At 51.4% G+C, this 17,972-nt stretch carries 15 protein-coding genes; 10 read left to right on the top strand and 5 right to left on the bottom strand.

Going from position 1 to position 17,972, the window contains the following annotated elements:
* The first annotated feature begins 61 nt into the window (after positions 1–61).
* From ACTRXD_RS18055 to ACTRXD_RS18025, 7 genes are all read left to right on the top strand, one after another.
* A complete protein-coding gene (locus tag ACTRXD_RS18055; protein ID WP_442433174.1) occupies positions 62–2,482 on the top strand; it encodes an arylsulfatase in 2,421 nt (806 codons plus the stop codon).
* A 547-nt stretch (positions 2,483–3,029) separates the two neighbouring features.
* Positions 3,030–4,601, top strand: a complete 1,572-nt coding sequence (locus ACTRXD_RS18050) for an arylsulfatase (protein ID WP_442433173.1) — start codon at positions 3,030–3,032, stop codon at positions 4,599–4,601.
* 130 nt (positions 4,602–4,731) lie between these two features.
* Positions 4,732–5,085, top strand: a complete 354-nt coding sequence (locus ACTRXD_RS18045) for a hypothetical protein (protein ID WP_442433172.1) — start codon at positions 4,732–4,734, stop codon at positions 5,083–5,085.
* A 50-nt stretch (positions 5,086–5,135) separates the two neighbouring features.
* Positions 5,136–6,173 (top strand): HAD family hydrolase, encoded by a 1,038-nt coding sequence (locus tag ACTRXD_RS18040; RefSeq protein WP_442433171.1) that lies wholly within the window; start codon positions 5,136–5,138, stop codon positions 6,171–6,173.
* A gap of 724 nt (positions 6,174–6,897) precedes the next feature.
* Positions 6,898–7,518, top strand: a complete 621-nt coding sequence (locus ACTRXD_RS18035) for a TMEM175 family protein (protein ID WP_442433170.1) — start codon at positions 6,898–6,900, stop codon at positions 7,516–7,518.
* A 34-nt stretch (positions 7,519–7,552) separates the two neighbouring features.
* Entirely contained in the window at positions 7,553–7,996 is a 444-nt protein-coding gene (locus tag ACTRXD_RS18030) for a hypothetical protein (RefSeq protein WP_442433169.1), read from the top strand.
* Between the two features lie 12 nt (positions 7,997–8,008).
* Positions 8,009–8,344 carry an EF-hand domain-containing protein gene (locus ACTRXD_RS18025; RefSeq protein WP_442433168.1) on the top strand — a complete coding sequence of 112 codons (336 nt, stop codon included), beginning with the start codon at positions 8,009–8,011 and terminating at the stop codon, positions 8,342–8,344.
* Between the two features lie 207 nt (positions 8,345–8,551).
* Here the strand turns inward: ACTRXD_RS18025 and ACTRXD_RS18020 are convergent, their stop codons facing one another.
* The 5 genes from ACTRXD_RS18020 to ACTRXD_RS18000 form a co-directional block, all read right to left on the bottom strand.
* Entirely contained in the window at positions 8,552–9,514 is a 963-nt protein-coding gene (locus ACTRXD_RS18020; RefSeq protein ID WP_442433167.1) for a magnesium transporter CorA family protein, read from the bottom strand.
* 250 nt (positions 9,515–9,764) lie between these two features.
* The gene (locus ACTRXD_RS18015) at positions 9,765–10,178 is read right to left on the bottom strand and encodes a hypothetical protein (RefSeq protein ID WP_442433166.1); all 414 of its coding nucleotides are present in this window, start codon (positions 10,176–10,178) and stop codon (positions 9,765–9,767) included.
* 42 nt (positions 10,179–10,220) lie between these two features.
* Positions 10,221–10,991 carry a ParA family protein gene (locus tag ACTRXD_RS18010; RefSeq protein ID WP_442433165.1) on the bottom strand — a complete coding sequence of 257 codons (771 nt, stop codon included), beginning with the start codon at positions 10,989–10,991 and terminating at the stop codon, positions 10,221–10,223.
* A gap of 133 nt (positions 10,992–11,124) precedes the next feature.
* Complete coding sequence (locus ACTRXD_RS18005; RefSeq protein WP_442433164.1) at positions 11,125–12,393, bottom strand: TolC family protein; 1,269 nt, start codon at positions 12,391–12,393, stop codon at positions 11,125–11,127.
* A 111-nt stretch (positions 12,394–12,504) separates the two neighbouring features.
* The gene (locus ACTRXD_RS18000; protein WP_442433163.1) at positions 12,505–13,854 is read right to left on the bottom strand and encodes a TolC family protein; all 1,350 of its coding nucleotides are present in this window, start codon (positions 13,852–13,854) and stop codon (positions 12,505–12,507) included.
* A gap of 658 nt (positions 13,855–14,512) precedes the next feature.
* Between ACTRXD_RS18000 and ACTRXD_RS17995 the strand changes: the two genes are divergently transcribed.
* The 3 genes from ACTRXD_RS17995 (at position 14,513) to cax (ending at position 17,970) form a co-directional block, all read left to right on the top strand.
* A complete protein-coding gene (locus ACTRXD_RS17995; RefSeq protein ID WP_442433162.1) occupies positions 14,513–15,220 on the top strand; it encodes a DUF3313 domain-containing protein in 708 nt (235 codons plus the stop codon).
* Between the two features lie 685 nt (positions 15,221–15,905).
* On the top strand, positions 15,906–16,751 hold the full coding sequence (locus ACTRXD_RS17990) for a sodium:calcium antiporter (protein WP_442433161.1): 846 nt from the start codon (positions 15,906–15,908) through the stop codon (positions 16,749–16,751).
* A 151-nt stretch (positions 16,752–16,902) separates the two neighbouring features.
* Entirely contained in the window at positions 16,903–17,970 is a 1,068-nt protein-coding gene (gene cax / locus ACTRXD_RS17985; protein ID WP_442433160.1) for a calcium/proton exchanger, read from the top strand.
* Positions 17,971–17,972: the final 2 nt, after the last annotated feature.

Genomic DNA, 17,972 nt, shown 5'->3' with positions numbered 1-17,972 from the left:
CAAGAAGATCATGAAAAATGAAGATACCAACCTATGACATGAATGAGAAAAGGAGAAAATAATGAAGGGTGTACTTCGTGTTTCCCTCGCCATTCTGGCGGTTTTATCCCTTCCGCTGGGTGCAGCGGCTGAATTTCAGCTTGATCGGACAATACTACCGATTCATGAGCCGGAATACCCTCCGATCACGGAGCTGGATGTCCGCAAGGCGACCGCCCCTCCGCGATTTCAAGTGAAAGCGCCCGAAGACGCTCCCAACGTGCTCATCGTGCTGATCGACGATTTGGGATTTGGCCAGTCCAGCGCTTTCGGGGGGCCCATTCCCATGCCGACCGCGGACCGGTTGGCTAATAATGGTCTCCGGTATAACCATTTCCATACCACAGCACTCTGCTCTCCGACCCGGGCCGCGCTTCTGACGGGCCGGAATCACCACATGACCAACACGGGATCGATTATGGAAACCGCGACGGCCTTCCCAGGAAATACCGGCCAACGGCCGGAGAGTGTGGCTCCATTGGCCATGATGCTCCGATACAACGGATACTCCACCGCACAATTCGGGAAAAATCACGAGACCGCCGCCTGGGAAGTCAGTCCATCCGGACCGACCGACCGCTGGCCAACCCGGAGCGGGTTCGATAAGTTCTACGGATTCATGGGCGGGGAGACAAACCAGTGGTCACCGGCTGTCTACGATGGGATGACTAAAGTCGAAGTATCGAAAGATCCCAACTACCATTTCATGACCGACATGACCGACCAGGCCATCAAGTGGATGCGATTTCAAAAGTCACTGACCCCTGACAAACCGTTTTTTATGTACTTTGCACCTGGAGCCACGCACGCCCCGCATCATGTGCCTCAGGAATGGATCGCAAAAAACAAGGGCAGGTTCGACCAGGGGTGGGATAAGGTGCGAGAGGAGACGCTGGCTCGTCAGATCAAGCTGGGCGTCGTACCTGAGGGCACGACGCTTGCGCCGAAACCGGAAGCCATTAAGGATTGGGACAATTTGACTGCGGATGAAAAGAAGCTCTTCACCCGCCAAATGGAGGTTTTTGCCGGTTTTGCCGAATACACGGATACCGAGGTCGGACGGCTCATTGACGCCATTAATGACATGGGACAGCTCGACAATACCCTCGTCTTCTACATCCTCGGCGACAACGGGGCGAGTGCAGAAGGCGGGATGAACGGCATGTTCAATGAGATGACTTATTTTAACGGGCTACAGGAGAAGGTCAAGGATATCCTGAAACATTATGATACGCTCGGGGGCCCAACGACCTATAACCATTATGCCGCCGGATGGGCCGTTGCGGGAGATACCCCGTTCACCTGGACCAAGCAGGTTGCCTCAAGCTACGGGGGAACGCGGAACGGGATGATCATCCATTGGCCAAAGTCGGTGAAGGCAAAGGGCGAGTTGCGCACGCAGTGGCATCATGTGATCGATATCGCTCCAACAGTCCTGGAAGCCGCCCGCTTGCCGGAACCGACAGCGGTAAACGGCATTCCTCAAACTCCCATCGAAGGCGTGAGCCTGCTCTACAGCTTTCATGACGATATGGCGCGAGACCGCCACCAGACCCAGTACTTCGAAATATTCGGCAATCGTGCGATCTATCATGACGGGTGGTTGGCGAGCACGCTGCATCGAGCGCCATGGGAATTGAAGCCCCGCAGGCCTCTTCAAGAGGATAAATGGGAACTCTACGACACGCGGACCGACTTCAGTTTGATCAATGACCTGGCCGACAAGCACCCCGCCAAACTCAAAGAGTTGCAGGACCTGTTCTTAAAGGAAGCGGTGAAGTATCACGTGCTTCCGATTGATGATCGAACGATCGAGCGCGTTAATCCAGCCCTTGCCGGCAGACCGGATCTCATGGCCGGACGGACGTCACTCGCCGTGTACGAGGGGATGACGGGCATGTCGGAAAATGTCTTCATCAACACCAAAAACCGATCACATACCATCACGGCTGACGTGGAGATTCCGGAGGGGAGCGTCAATGGAGTGGTTCTTGCTCAGGCAGGCCGGTTCGGTGGCTGGAGCCTGTATCTGAAGGAAGGCAAACCGACCTATACCTACAACTTCCTTGGCTTGATGCGCTTTACCATTGCGGCTGATGATTCGCTGCCTGCCGGGAAGGCGTCGATCCGCTTTGAGTTCGCGTATGACGGGGGAGGTTTGGGCAAGGGAGGAACGGGGACAATTTTCGTTAATGACAAGAAGGTTGCCCAAGGACGGATTGAACACACGCAAGGCATGATCTTTTCGGCTGACGAAGGAGCAGATGTGGGTGAGGATGGAGAAACGCCTGTTGTTGAGGACTACGGCATTCCGGCGCCCTATCGGTTTTCTGGATCGATTCACAAAGTGACCATCGATTTGAAGGAAATGAAACAGACCGACAAAGCCGCGGAGGAGAGGGGCCAGGCAATCGCCAGACACAAGATAGCCATCGCCGATTGAACCTATATTTTTAATAGAATGGGCTAGGTGAAGCTCCCCCCAGTAAGCTGGGGGGCATCTTTTATATGTGTTGTCTAATTACAATTAATTGCGCATTCCTCCCCTCTCAGCAAGCTGAGGGGTATCCTGCGCTGTTTTTATAAAATTTTAAAAAAGAAAAGGCCTTTTCTGAAATCGAACCAGTGCACTGCAACGAATGTTGGCCCTGACGAACGGAATCTATGACATGAGGGAAGGAGAACATCCTCTGGCTCAGTTTACTGCATGTGTTTTATCGATCCCTCATTTTGGTGTTTTACCCCTAATTACAAAAATTTTTTTTGCAGATGGAGTCGAGCCACCTTTTTGAGTTATATTTTTTCCGTACTCCTCATCAAGCAAATCGGGTTTTAGCAAATTTTCGCAAGCCCGCTCTAAATTTTTGAGACAGGAGGCGGCGGTTACCCGCAGGAGGACAAGAACGCGACAAGATAATGACGCCATTTATCTGCCCAAAACAGTCCACAAAAAATTACCCCCAAACTTCACAGAAAGGAGGACCGCAGCAATGAAACCATTACTGACCGTTTTCAGGCTGGCCGTCGTGCTAACATTGAGCGGACTGGCGACAGCACAAGCTGCTGAAACAAAACCCAACATCATCATCATCTGGGGCGACGATATTGGACAAAGCAATGTCAGCGCCTACTCACGAGGCATGATGGGCTACCAGACGCCCAACATTGATCGTGTCGCGAAAGAGGGTATGATGTTCACCGACTATTACGCCGAGCAAAGCTGCACCGCCGGGCGTTCGGCCTTTATCACCGGCCAGAACGTTTTTCGTACGGGCTTGAGCAAGGTCGGCATGCCGGGCGCCCCCATCGGCATGAGGAAGGAAGACCCGTCCATCGCCAGGTTGCTAAAGGCGCAGGGGTATGCCACCGGCCAATTCGGGAAGAATCACCTGGGAGACAAGGACGAGCATCTCCCCACCGCCCATGGCTTCGATGAGTTTTATGGGAACCTGTATCACCTGAATGCCGAAGAGGAGCCGGAACATCCCGATTATCCTAAAGAGTCCGACTTCCCCAACTTCCGCAAGAAATTCGGTCCGCGCGGGGTGATTCATAGCTTTGCCAATTCTGACGGCACCCAGAAAATCGAGGATACTGGTCCTCTTACCAAGAAGCGTATGGAAACAATCGACGACGACATTGCCGCCCGTGCAGCAGAGTTCATCGAGAAACAGGCCAAGGCCGGCAAGCCGATGTTTGTCTGGGTCAATTTTACTCACATGCATTTCCGCACCCATCCCAAGCCGGAGAGTGTGGGCCAGTCCGGACGATGGCAGAGTGAATACCACGACACGATGATTGATCACGACAAGAATGTCGGCACCGTACTCGACAAACTCGATGAATTGGGTCTTAGCGACAACACCCTTGTCATGTATAGCACCGACAACGGGCCACACATGAATTCCTGGCCTGATGCCGCAATGACGCCTTTCCGCAACGAGAAGAACTCCAACTGGGAAGGAGCCTATCGCGTTCCCGCCATGGTGCGCTGGCCCGGCCACATTCAGCCCGGCACCGTGTCCAACGACATCATATCCCACCTTGATTGGGCACCGACCCTCTTGGCCGCCGCCGGCGAACCCGACATCAAGGAAAAATTGAAGCAGGGCTACCAGATTGGGAAAATGACGTACAAAGTACATCTGGACGGCTTTAACCAGTTACCATACCTCACTGGCCAGCAGAAGAAGAGCGCACGCGACTCATTCCTCTACTTCTCTGACGATGGGGATTTGACAGGTTTGCGCTATGACAACTGGAAGGTAATCTTTGCTCAGCAGCGGGCGACTGGTACCCTAGCGGTCTGGAGCGAGCCTTTCGTGAAGACCCGGATTCCCTTGCTCATCAACCTACGAATGGACCCATACGAACGGGCACCGATTACGTCCAACACATACTGGGACTGGTATATCGATCATGCCTACCTCCTGCTACCAGCACAGGATTATGTCGGGAGGTTCATGGGGACCTTCAAAGACTTTCCGCCCCGTCAAAAGGCGGCCAGCTTCACAATCGACCAGGTATTGGAGACACTTCAAATGGGCGTAGGCAGCAAGTAGTGCCCGATACCATGACAAGCTGAATCAGCTTACCCGCCCGCATCCGCCAAACCGGCGGATGCGGGCTAAACCATTACACACATGGGAAGACTCACGGTGCAACTCTGATCTCTGTTCATCATGACAGCGGATGCTTGAGGCAGGGACTGGTTTATCGGTAATCCTCGCCCTGTCGGCAACGACTATGATTCTGGTTGGTACTTCCCTCGATACAGACGGCGGTCTCATTATCGCTCGCATTGGAGGAGCCCCGCTCCTTTCACTTGATGTTGCCTGTTGGTTTGCGCGGGATGACGGACAGAGCCGGGCGGCAAAAGGGTTGGTGACAGACATGTTGCTCTACAACGTTGGCGCCGTCGGAGTCTTCCTCTATGCCGGCAAGGGCCTCGGACTGACCGACAACGGTATATGGCCGTCAGCTCTCCTTCACACCGGATTGGCCATCTGGTGCCTCGGTGGCCTTCGGTTCCATATGTGCACCTGATCAAGGGAACGTCGTCGAAACACGACTTCAATCATAGAAAGGAACTCCGGATGAAAACGAACCGCACCCCTACTTTTGTTGCCGCCGTGTTTTTTTTCATTGCTCTTTTCCCCGCAACCCTGATCTATGCCGCAGATGAGCTCCCATCCTGGAACGACGGCGTGAACAAACAGGCCGTCGTGAACTTTGTCAATCGTGTCATCACACCAGGCCCCGACTTTGTCCCTGAGGCTGCTCGTATCGCAGTGTTTGACAACGATGGCACGCTTTGGGCGGAACAGCCCATGTACTTCCAATTGTTCTTTGCGCTTGACCGCGTCAAAGCACTCGCGCCACAACATCCCGAATGGAAAACCACAGAGCCGTTCGCCTCTCTGCTCAAAGGGGATGTAAGGGGCGCTCTGGCAGGCGGTGAACACGCAATCCTCAAAATCATCATGGCCACCCATGCGGGGATGACGACGGGTGAGTTCGAAACAACCGTGAAAGATTGGATTGCGACCGCGAAGCATCCCAAGACCGAACGTTTATTCACTGAAATGGTGTATCAGCCTATGTTGGAGTTGCTGGCGTATCTTCGGACGAATGGTTTCAAGACGTTCATTGTTTCCGGCGGCGGCATCGAGTTCATGCGGCCGTGGACGGAGCGCGTATATGGAATCCCACCCGAACAGGTCGTCGGCAGTAGCGGCAAGCTGAAATATGCGTTGCGCGATGGGCATCCGGTACTCGTCAAAATTCCTGAAATCAATTTCATTGACGACAAGGACGGCAAACCTGTCGGCATTCAGACACACATCGGCCGGAGGCCTATTCTCGCCTTCGGCAACTCAGACGGCGATCTTCAAATGCTCCAGTGGACGGCAAGCGGGAACGGAGCGCGCTTCATGGCTCTCATTCACCACTCGGACGCTGAGCGTGAATGGGCCTATGACCGCAAATCATCCATCGGCCATCTGGATAAGGCACTGGACGAAGCGAAAGACAAAGGGTGGACGGTGGTAGATATGAAAAAGGATTGGAAGACCGTTTATCCGTCTCACACGCATAGCCGCGATGTGTCGATGTCCGAATCCTCGGATAGATGAATTTCATATTGCCGATTTATCGGAGAGATGATCCAGGCAAACATCACATTGATGGAATACGCTTTCCCATAGAAACGCATTTGGTCCACCAAGGCCCGTCAGGCCATCTGCCGATCATCGGTGTATTGGTTTAAAATGGGAAACGCAATTCCGTCCCGGATAAGCCCGGGACATGGATCGAACAAAAACCTGGTGATCGAATTCCGATGAAGGAGGAAAACATACGGACCGGTCTTCGAAATGAAACCCCTTTTGACAAAGGGCACGAACCATTTCTCTCCTGATGACGGATCATTGACGAGACACCCTGTTCTCAAGAAGTGCCGTGGATCTTTCTAAAAGAGCACATTGAGGTCTCTGAACGGCACGTCCAGAGGTTTGTCCGCGCTTTCGGTCCAAACGCCCGACCAACTCTGAAGCGTCGTTTATAAAATCGCCTCTTCCTGCATTGGACTCTTCACGCTATTCCCACTTATTTGATTCTCATGCTGTTCCTCCATGTCTATTCCGACGTAATTCGGGAGTGACCGGCAAATGAGCAAACGGCCGGAGTGGCACTCCCGGTCTTCTATGAGGTAATATTTTCAACATTGCATTGGAAGGTTTCATGGGTTGTCATGCCGGGCAATCACTTCAACGTCGCACAATACGTCACTCACACTTCTTGATACTTGAGACAAAAGAGATGTGAGCATCCACTCATTTTCAAGGACAACACAGGCTCATGAGAAATTGGAGTCGAGGCATATTTTTAGGCCATCTCACCTCACTGGAACGGCTCAATGCCCTCACTGACGGCGTGTACGCAATCGTGATCACCCTTCTGGTGCTGGATCTGAAGGTGCCTGAAACTCCGGGACTGACCACAGGGCAGCTTCTTATCGACCTGCAGGAACAGATCCCGAATTTTGCTGCCTGGATACTCAGTTTTTATATGGCGGCGTTTCTGTGGATGAGGAATTTTTGGATTCTCAAGCACCTTGATAAATGCGATGAAAAGACATTCTGGTTGAACTTTGTTCATCTGATGTTTGTCTCGCTCATTCCTTACGCGGCCTCGTTGCTCGGACATTACGAAGAAGATGCCGTTGCGGTCATAATTTTCTCCTCAACGCTTGGTCTGGCCAGTTTTTCCTTACTGATCCTCCACCAGTATGTGGCGGCCAAACGCGATTGGCATCTGGAGGGTGCTCCCAAGCTCTGGACGAACCCGAACTTGTGGGCCATGTACCCCGCACCAATTTTCGCGATAGGTGCCATTCTCATCTCTTTCAACAACGTCAATGGCGCGATTGCCTTCTGGTTCCTCGCCCCGCTCTGGACACGTTTTTTCTCACAGAGATAATTAAACCCAGAGGCAAAAACGATCTGCTTTGAGAATGAATGATGAACCCCAACCGACGAGGACAGGTGTGCTTGGCCGACTCTGGTTGACGTTCACCGTATGCTGCGCGGTCGGGATTTTTGCCTGTGTTTCGCAAGACCTCCTATTGACGGGATCGTGGGGAAGCACTGAGATTACCCATCCTTCTCCTTTTTTTTCCGGGGCGCTGGCCTCCAACACAGGCAGGAATGTCAGGTTGGTCCTGGACCAGAATGGGACATTCAGTTGGCTCGAACCTGAAGGCGTTTGCCATTCAGGAACCTATCTCATTCAAGGCCACGCTCTCCTTTTGACCGCATCGCCAGGAGAGGAACGTATTCGCCTTGACTATACCTTCCGGGGGGATGCACTCCGGCTGAAAACCCCTGATGGTTTTATGTTCGAGTTTCGAAAAACCCCGCACCAGGGTGATGCGGAAACCAAGCCCTGCAATCGATAGAAAGGAGATGCAGTGGGAGCAGAAGAGGAGGAGTTGACAAAAAAAATTCGTCGGCTGGTCAAGGAGAAATTTGAGGGTAATTTTCGTAAAGGCTTTGACCACTACGATTCCATCGATGGCCAGGATTTAAGGATCGGTGCATTCGCGTTGGAGCAACTCCTCACAGATGCCAAGGTAGGAAATTTCCTGACCCGAACTTTATGGGTGGAAGGCGTCTTAAAGGCACTCGACAAGGATCAGGACGGCGCCATTTCCTGGGATGAGTTCGCATCGATACTTGAAGACAACCCACAACCCAAAGAAAAAACGGCCAAAGAACCGGGCGAGGATTCATCCCCTGACAAATAGGTTTGCCGATGAGGAATGGCTAGTCCTCGTTCCGAACCTCTATTCCATGAGGTGGGAATCTTTCCCTGACCAAACGGCGGATGACCTGAAATAGCTGTATCGGTGAAATTTCACAAAGAATTCGTGAGGGCAGGAATTTTCCTGGAGGGAGCCATAAAAGACTCCCGACGATTTTTTCAGGAGTTCAAAACAACTCGAAAGAGGCCTTTAATCAAACCAGCCCCGTACATAGAAAAATATTCCCAATCCCCCGCCAAGCACGGCCATGAGACTAAGAAGGATAAAATACCCGTAGGGCATCTGAAGTTCCGGCATATTTGGGAAGTTCATGCCGTAAATGCCGGCAATGAGGGTCAGTGGCATAAAGATGGCCGAAATCACCGTCAGGATTCGGAGCCGGTTGTTCGTACTGTTCTGGAGTGACAAATTGTAGTGTTGGGATAATCCGTTGAGCCGACCCTCCAAACGTTCCAGCCAACGCTGCATCTGGTTTAATTCGTTCATGGCTTCTTTAAAATACAATCGTACTTCATGCAAATCCAATAAAGAAGATTTCAACGTGAGTAAACTTCCCATAAGAATAAGACGATCTTCGGTCGTTGATTGGAGGCGGCTCACGTGATTGGTCAGATTCTGAATATCATTGAGGACTTCGGCGTTGAGACACTGGTCAAAGTCATTTGACAATTCGGCAATCATTTGTCGAGTTTGCTGATACAATTCGATATCACGGTTAATGCCCAATAACAGAATATGGAGAAGCAGGTCCGTGATGGTGCTGGTTCCGATCCCGCCGAACCGATCGATCCTCGCGAGAATTTGGTCCGGGGGCAAATAGAGTTCATGGTGAAGGACAATGAGGGTTTCTCTCACACAGATCGCGGTAATATAGGGATCCTTAAAATCATGTAAGGCCGGGCGTGGAAATCGAAGAAACAAGGCGTGCGAGAAGGTTTCCACACTGACACCCCCGGTTTGAGATTTGACTTTGTCCAGCAAAGCGTCATCCAGGTTCAAGGGGGCAAGAAGCTCAGGCAGCTCTTTGGTATAGTCGGGATTATCAATATCCAATAAACGGACGATCCCATCCCCAAGCCATGATGCCGAAGGTCTTTCCTCGGTCAGTTGAAGCAAACCCTTCTCTTGGAGTCGGAAACAATGTATCTGCACCGGGAGCACCTTCCCATGCTAATAGTTGTCATCAAAGTTCTTGAAAGCCCGAAATCAATGGGAAGTAGATACCGTTTAGAGCAGAATCGATACAAAGGGCTGACGTTATTTACCCAACCTACCTATGAGCTGAAGTCTCCTGCATGCCTAGGCCATTTCAAAAAGGTTTGGTAGGTTTTTCTCGAGGAAGATCATATACACATTCCTCCCCCTTTAATCGGCCGGAGAGTGCAATCCGATCCAATGGGGCCTACCCCAATAAGGCTAACAGAACGAGAGGCGCGAGAATCACTCCCAATGCCCACTTCAGGCATAGATTCTCCTCTTCGAGTTCGACAAGACGTTCCGATAATTGACCGGTCGCCGGAATCACCTCTATGTTTAATTGAGCTACTGATCCAGGACCATCCTGGGGGCTCTTGGATTTCCGTTGAGACCCGGCATCCCGTGAAACCGCACGAAGCCGTGTCCCCTCTTTTTTGTCATGAAGAACGCGACCTCGCACAGATTCCTGCCCGGCAGGCCTTTTTCCGTTTTCCGGCTTCCCAACGTCTTGAAGCGCTGATGGTTCTGAACCTTGATGTTGCTCAGGTATCGCATCCTCCAATGGATTGGGAATGATCTCATCCAGTGGATTGGTCCCGATGGTGCTTCGTTTGCTCATCAGCCCGATCTCCTTTGCAAAACAGCGAACATGCTCTCCCCCTTATACTCCTGATCGGCTTTCCTGTCTTTTCACTTCTTTTGCCAAATCCCGATAGTCTTTGGCGCCATTCCCCTGTGGATCATAAAGGGTCACGGGTTTTCCAAATGATGGACATTCCGCTAACCGAATACTTTCTCTCACCACGACCTGAAACACCTGCTTGCCAAAACGCTCCCGAAGTTGGGCAACCACTTCTAAGGCATGCCGCGTGCGAGCATCGACCCGACAGGCCAGAATCCCCGAAATCGCTAAATCCGAATTCAATCTGACACGAATCGTCTCGACCGTTTGAAGCAAATGAGCCAATCCGCGCAAGGCCATCACATGGGCCTCTACAGGAATGAGAATTTCTTTGGCTGCGACCAACGCATTAATGGTGACAATGCCAAGCGTGGGCGAACAATCAAGAAGAATATAATCCCATTGATCAGACAGGTCAGCGAGATGCCGGTTGAGAATCATCTCTGCCCCGACTTCCCCGGCCAACGCCTTATCCACTCCCACCAGCCAGGCGGAGGAAGGGATCATCTCAACCAAAGGCACACAGGTCTGATGGATGAGATCCTTGAGATTTCTCGATTCGGTAAAGGCCTCGAAGAGCCCTTTCCCCTCTTCAGCAATCCCAAACCAGTTGGAGGCTGAGGCCTGCGGATCAAGGTCCACCAGCAACACTCGACGCTTGAGCTCGCCCAATGTCGCGGCAAGATTCACGGCGGTTGTCGTTTTCCCACTCCCGCCTTTTTGATTGGTGATGGCAATTATGCGAGTCATCGCTTGAGAAAGGGAATACTCCGGGTTATAGGCTCAGGACACGGGCGATCGAGGCTAAAAAAACAGATGAAAGAGTTTTAGCAAAGCCCATGAAAAAGTCAAGAAGAATTGAATCGTGATCACACCATATTTTTCAGCTAATTGTTTGTCCGGCCGCACTTTCGAGGAGAAGGATATCACGTTGATAGTGGTAGAGAGCATCCAGGTAGGCCTCTTGAATATCGTTTCTCGTCTGACGGGCATCAAGGAAGGACAGAATCGCGGTGTCCCCGGATTCGTACGATTTCTTCACGGTATCAAACAGGGACTGAGCGGCACCCAATGCCTTGGCACGATAGGCTTCCACTAACCGACGACTTTGGACCAGATGACGATAGGCCAAATCGACTTGAGCATGCGCCTCATTGAGAGTCTGGCGCAGGTCGGCCTCGGCTATGTGAACGACGGTGGCGGCTTCCTGTATGCCGCCCTGATTTCGGTCGAACACGGGAAGGGGCATGCCCACGTTAAAGGTCCATTGCTGTTGGTTGTCAGGCCCTTTGGCTCCCTGGACCATGAAGCCGAGATCCACCGTCACATCCGGATACTGAATAGCGAACGCGAGTTTCAATTCGGCGCGACGCTTCGCATACAATAGACGCTTAGCCCGAACGTCCGGGCGCGAATGCTCAATTCCTGACTTCAATGCGTGTATATCAGGGGCAATGGGAAGAAACGTCAGGTCCGTCGTCAGGTCTAATTCAGTTTCCGGGGGGAGAGATAAAAGCAAAAGAAGGTCGGCGGTATCGGATTCGATTTGCTGCAAATCACGGATCAACCCATCTTGTGCATCCACCAGTTGAATTTTCAGGCGGATGAGATCTTTGCCGTAGCCGATCCGTTGTGACTCATCCATCATTTTTTTCACCACACCAGAGAGGTGCTCGCGAGTTTCTTTATCGAAAGCCAGATGACGACGCGCAACCTGAACGCGGAAATACGCATCCTTCACGGCGAAACTGAGTTGGCGAAGGGAGTCTTCAAACCCGGCTTCGGCTGATTGCATGCCGAACTCCGCACTTTCAATACGAAACCCGCGTTTGCCGGCCACAACAAAGAGTTGGCTCAGAACGGAGCTAATCGCTCCACAATCAGAGAGTTGACAATTTTGTGTGTAGGAACTCAGGGTATTGATTGAGAACTCGGGGTTCGGGAAGAGCCCGGCGGTAATTCTTTGGGCCTTAGCGGTATCGATCCCATATTTGGTCGTAAGGAGATCCAGATTTTGACGGAGAAACAAGGCAATGGCGTCATCCAGGCTCAGACGCTGGACCGCAGACTTCCCACTTGCAGGCCTGTTTTCCTGTTCTCCCGCCGTCGCGCTTCCGACGGTTCCCACTTCTACCAAGCTAAGAAAACCCATGATGATACATGCCTGCATAAATAATCGAATCGCCGGCATTGGCCTTGCGTGGTCGCGTAAGCCTGAAAAAAAGCAACGGAAATATTGGGAACAAATCATAGGCCGGGATCTTTAGCTGATTGGCTGCCCGACGGCACTTTCGAGAAGAAGGATATCGCGTTGATATTCGTAGAGGGCGTTGATGTAGGCTTTGTCTATATCTATTTTTGTCTGAAAGGCATCGAGCAGGTGTAGAATCGTGGTCTCTCCCGATTGGAAGTCATTCTCGACCCTATCCAACAGCGCCTGGGTGGCCTCGAAGGCACCCGCGCGGTAGGTTTCGACTAGCAGACGACTTTGGCCTAAATGCCGATAGACTGTGTTAATTTGGTGATGCACTTCATTGAGGGTCTTGCGCAGGTCGGCTTCTGCTATATGCACTTTGGTAGCCGCTTCCTTGATGCCTCCCTGATTTCTATCGAACACGGGAATAGGCATGCCCAAATTGATGGTCCATTGTTGCTGGTTGTCAGGCCCTTGAGGTCCCTGGACATTGTACCCGAGGTCCACCGTCACGTCCGGATACTGGTTCGCTATGGCGAGCTTCGATTCTGAACGGCGCTTGGCCAACAGCAGACGCTTGGCGCGAAGATCCGGTCTGGCATCTTCCACGCGCTTCTTCAAAGCCACAATATCGGGGTCGATCGGCTGAAATATCAGATCCGTCGTCAGCACTAATTCAGTTTCCGGAGGGAGGGTCAAGAGCAGGAGGAGATCGGACCTGTCCGAATCAATCTGTTGAATATCCCGGATGATATCCCCCTGTGTTTTCACCGCTCGAATTTGGAGGCGGATTACATCCTCCGGATCTTGTATTTTTGAGGGTGCACCAATGAGTTTTTCGATCGCACCATTGATCCGGCTCGACCTCTGTTCATCATCCGCCAGAAGGCGACGCCCCACCTGCACCCGATAGTAGGCATCCTTCACGGCAAAACCAAGTTGTCGAAGAGTGTCTTCAAAACTGGCTTCGGCCGATTGTGTCCCGAACTCCGCACTTTCAACACGGAACCCGCGTTTACCGGCCACCAGAAAAAGTTGACTGATAACCGGCATAATCCCTCCGCATTTACTCAGGTTACAATCCTGTGTGTAGGCGCTGAGGGTATTGATGGAGAGTTCGGGGTTTGGGAACAGGCCGGCGGTGATCTGTTGGGCCTTTGCGGCATCAATGCCATATTTGGTTTTAAGAAGATCCAGATTTTGACGCAGAAACATGGCAAGGGCATCATCAAGACTCAGACGCAGTATCGTGGGTTTCTGCTTCTCCAACCTCCCTTCCCCGGTTGCCGCCACCGCTGAACTCAGACTCAAGAGCCACGGGATCATCATCACGATCGCCAGGGACCATATCCCCAGCCACAATGTCCATCCGCAATGGTCTCTCACGGGATAGGAGTATTGTGTCGCCCATCTGGTCATGCGTTTCCTCCCTCCTGATAATTCACCAAGCCAAAAGATACCTTCTGGATGCCTGCTCCCCGCCTTCACCTTGCCCTCTGAAGCACGACAACGCGTCCATGCGAGGCCAAGCTTCACGGGCAGGATAAATGAGGCCCTGTCTTTGCGGTCTCATCAAATATATTCATGGATACCTTGTGCCAGCATAGCTCAAGTATTCAGTCCGTAGCCATATACCATCGCCTCAAGAGGTCTTTTTTTCTGCCAAATGTTTATTGCGACCACTGTCATTTTTAGCAGTTTTCCCCAGATTAAAAAGTCGAAATTTAGAGGCTTGTTAGCGGCATATAATTATGGCCTGAGCGGATGGATGCCCGATAAACACCTTTGGGCATGACCGCTCCCTTCGGTCATCCCCGCCAGTGGTTGAGCCTGCCCCTGCAGTCGTTGGCAGGGGCGGGGATCCATCCCTCTTTCGTCATACCTGCGTGTCTGTGGCAGGTATCCATCTGAAAAAAGAACAGCAGATGAATTCCCGATAACAACTGTCGGGAATAATGGAAGGGCCATACGTTCCCTGATTCCCTTATTGGAAAGTTTCTCCAAAATTGCTAGCCTGGCATTCTTCTAAAATGCAAAACGTACTTATTTTTCTTATCAATAAAGGAGGAATGAATTTATGAAGACGAATTTTCTGAGAACATCCATGATCTTGGCCATCTTTCTTTTTCTCTTACAAGGGTGCGCGGGCACTCAACAACGGAGAGATGTGGTCAAAACCGGTTTTCTGAGTGGCGGTGAACAGGCCATGCTCACAGAAGGTAAGGACAACGAGGCACTCCTTCGTTACATCAATCCGGATACAGACTGGCGTTCCTACGACAAAGTCATGATTGATTCCGTGACGGTCTGGAAAGACAAAGAAACACAAGATGTGGCTCCTGAAGATCTCCGAATGTTAACCGATTTCCTTTATGGCCAACTGCATGACGCACTGAGCCTGGATTATACGATGGTCTCCCAACCTGGTCCTGGAGTCATGCGTATAGCCGTCGCTATTACTGAAGCTGAAGCATCATCCCCGGTCATGGATACCGTGACTTCCATTATTCCTCAAACCAGGATCTTGACTGGCGTCAAAGGCCTCGTCGTAGGAGGCAAGCCGGGCTTTGTGGGGACGGCCGGTTTGGAAGCCAAGGTCACTGACTCACAATCCGGGAAGATTCTGGCTCTAGCCGTCGATCGGCGTGGGGGCACCAAAAACCTGAGTGGAATGACCAACGAATGGAATGATGTGGAGGAAGCCTACACCTATTGGGCGGGACTTGTTCGCTATCGACTATGTAATAGCCGTGGTGGGTTGAATTGTGTAAAACCTGAAGCATAGAAGATACCGACACACCGACCGAGTCAAAGTTTCGCGGTACCTTGCGACCAGAGCGAAAACCAATGCTTTTCGTCCTGGGCGCGGGGTGCCTTCAAGCTGTGCCAGATATCCAACCCTCTTTCGCCATCCTCGCCGGTCGTCAGCGGGGATCCATCTTTTTATTCGTCATACCTGCGTGTTTGTGGCAAGTATCCATCTGAAAAGAAACTAAGATGGATTCCCGATGAAAAATGTCGGGAATGACAAAGAAGAGAGCTCCCTATTCTGTTCGGAAAAAGCAACGAAAGGCATTCCATTCTCAGCACTCAACATGTTCACCCTTCATCTAGACGCTGCCTATAATTTTCTGCCACAGGGCTTTAGACGTAACAATATTGTAAAAACTTTCCCCTTTCCCTAGTAACTATTGCTATCCCCCACCAGTTTTGTTAATCGTCATTCCCTTTTTTTCTTGAAAAACTTGAATTATTCTTAGCCAGGGGCAAAACTTCACTCGTGCCATTTCCTAACATTCATACTCCTCATCTCATTAAGGCTTCGATTCATGACCATTATTTTGTATGTGGGTGGCTTCCTATGCGCGGTCTTGATCATCCTATGGGGCTGTTCAGTCTTTACCAACGCTGTTGAATAGTTGGGGACGGACCAGCACTTCAGAAGGTGCCGTGGGTAGTATTTTGCGGCGTTGGGTACAACTCTGCCGGAAACGGCCATTCCTGTCAGTGCATTCTTTTTAACCACTGGTGTCTCCAAAACAGATGTGGGAATTGGCGCGATTCTTGGTGCTCCCTTTACCCAGAGTACGCTAATCTTGCCAATCCTGGCGATCTTGCTATTGGTGTTCTCCCGATACGGCAGACGTCCACCAACCTTCAAACTGAATGTTTTCGCAGTACGAACCGACCTGCGTTGTTTCCTTCTGGCATTTAGTTTGGGAATTGCGTGCGCCTTTCTTCCCTATCGCTGGCTACACCTGGTGGGTGCATTATTTTTAATTGGTCTCTATATTTACTATGTTACAAAAAAACTTTCCGCTCAGGCCGGTGAGGAATTTGATCCCATTCCCCTAATCTTTGCTCGAAAGACCACACTCCCTTCCTACGGGATCATTCTTTCTCAAGGAGTGATTGGCGTCACAACCTTGATTCTTAGCTCTCAACTCTTCGTGTACGTGGCGGAGAATCTCGCATCGACCTTAGAGGTCTCACCACTTCTTCTCACCTTATTAATTGCTCCCCTGGCCACCGAGTTGCCGGAATTAGCCAATAGTGTGCTATGGCTCCAACACCGAAAAGATACCCTCGCTATAAGTATTATCACCGGGGCCATGGTGTTTCAGGGGACGATTCCTGTGGCCATAGGGCTCGTAGGGACTGACTGGAACCTTGACGACCAAGCCCTGACGCCAATGATACTGGCGCTCTTGGCTATGGCCATATGTTATGTCCATTTGAAATGGTTTGGACATTGGCGGCCTTGGCTCTTGAGCGGAAGCGCCATACTCTATTTTGGATTCCTTTTCTCTTTGTGAGTTCGGGGTGCACTGCGTCCCTCCTTCAAAGAGGCTTCAATCGGGGCGCGTAAAAATACTCTTATACAGACAGGTAATGAATAGTATTGTAGGAATTTAGTACACTGCCGAAATTCTGGGTTCTCTTAACCACTTCAGCAAAAGGGCACCGATGGGACTTAATTTACTCCTGGTCTTCATCCCCATTGCCATAGGACTTGACTGGTACGAAGCCAACCCCATTCTGGTCTTCATTGCCTCGGGTCTCGCCATTGTGCCATTAGCGGGTTTGATGGGGCGATCAACGGAAAGTCTGTCGGTCTATATCGGCGCTACCCTGGGAGGATTACTCGCCGCCACGATGGGAAACGCCCCGGAATTGATCATTTCGATATTCGCCTTAAAAGCCGGGCTTTACGATGTGGTCAAGGCCTCCATCACCGGATCCATCGTGGGAAACCTGCTGCTCGGGATGGGGCTTGCGATACTCCTCGGCGGCCTTCGCCATGAACGGCAAAAATTTAATGCGACGGCGGCCGGGATGAGTTCGGGACTGTTAACACTCGCGGGTGTCGGGCTTATGGTCCCCGCTCTGTTTCATTTCACTTCCAAACAGGAAGAGGAACTCAGTACCGAAATCGCCATTGTGCTCTTCATCGCTTATATCCTAAGCCTGGTGTTTACCCTGAAAACGCACCAGCATTTATTTCGCACGGAACCCGCAGAACCGGGTGAAGACACCCCCCCCCAAAAAGGGGAAGAGGAAGAGCCCACATGGAGTAAAAACAAAGCCATTGGCATGTTAGCAGCCGTGACGGTCGGCATTGCCTTCATGAGCGAAATATTAACAGGAGCGATTGAACCCGCAGCCGCAGGTATCGGCCTTACGCCTATCTTTGCCGGTGTGATTTTTCTCGCCGTATTCGGGAATGCCGCAGAGCTGATGAATTCCATACGGTTCGCCAGGAACAATCAAATGGATCTGGTCATGGGCATTGCCGTCGGGGCGAGTACCCAGGTGATCATGTTTGTGGCACCAATGCTGGTATTCGTCAGTTACCTTCTCGGTCCCAAACCTCTGGATCTGCTTTTCGTGCCATTTGAAATTGCGGCCATTGTCATTGCGATTCTTGTCAACGGGAACCTCACGAAGGATGGCGAATCCCACTGGATGGAGGGCGTGATGCTGCTGGGGGTCTATTTGATTTTAGGCATTGGATTTTTCTTTCTCCCGATGTAGCC

The organism is Nitrospira sp. T9, from assembly GCF_052156535.1.
GTDB lineage: Bacteria > Nitrospirota > Nitrospiria > Nitrospirales > UBA8639 > Nitrospira_E.
This window is presented reverse-complemented; position numbering and strand designations above follow the sequence as displayed.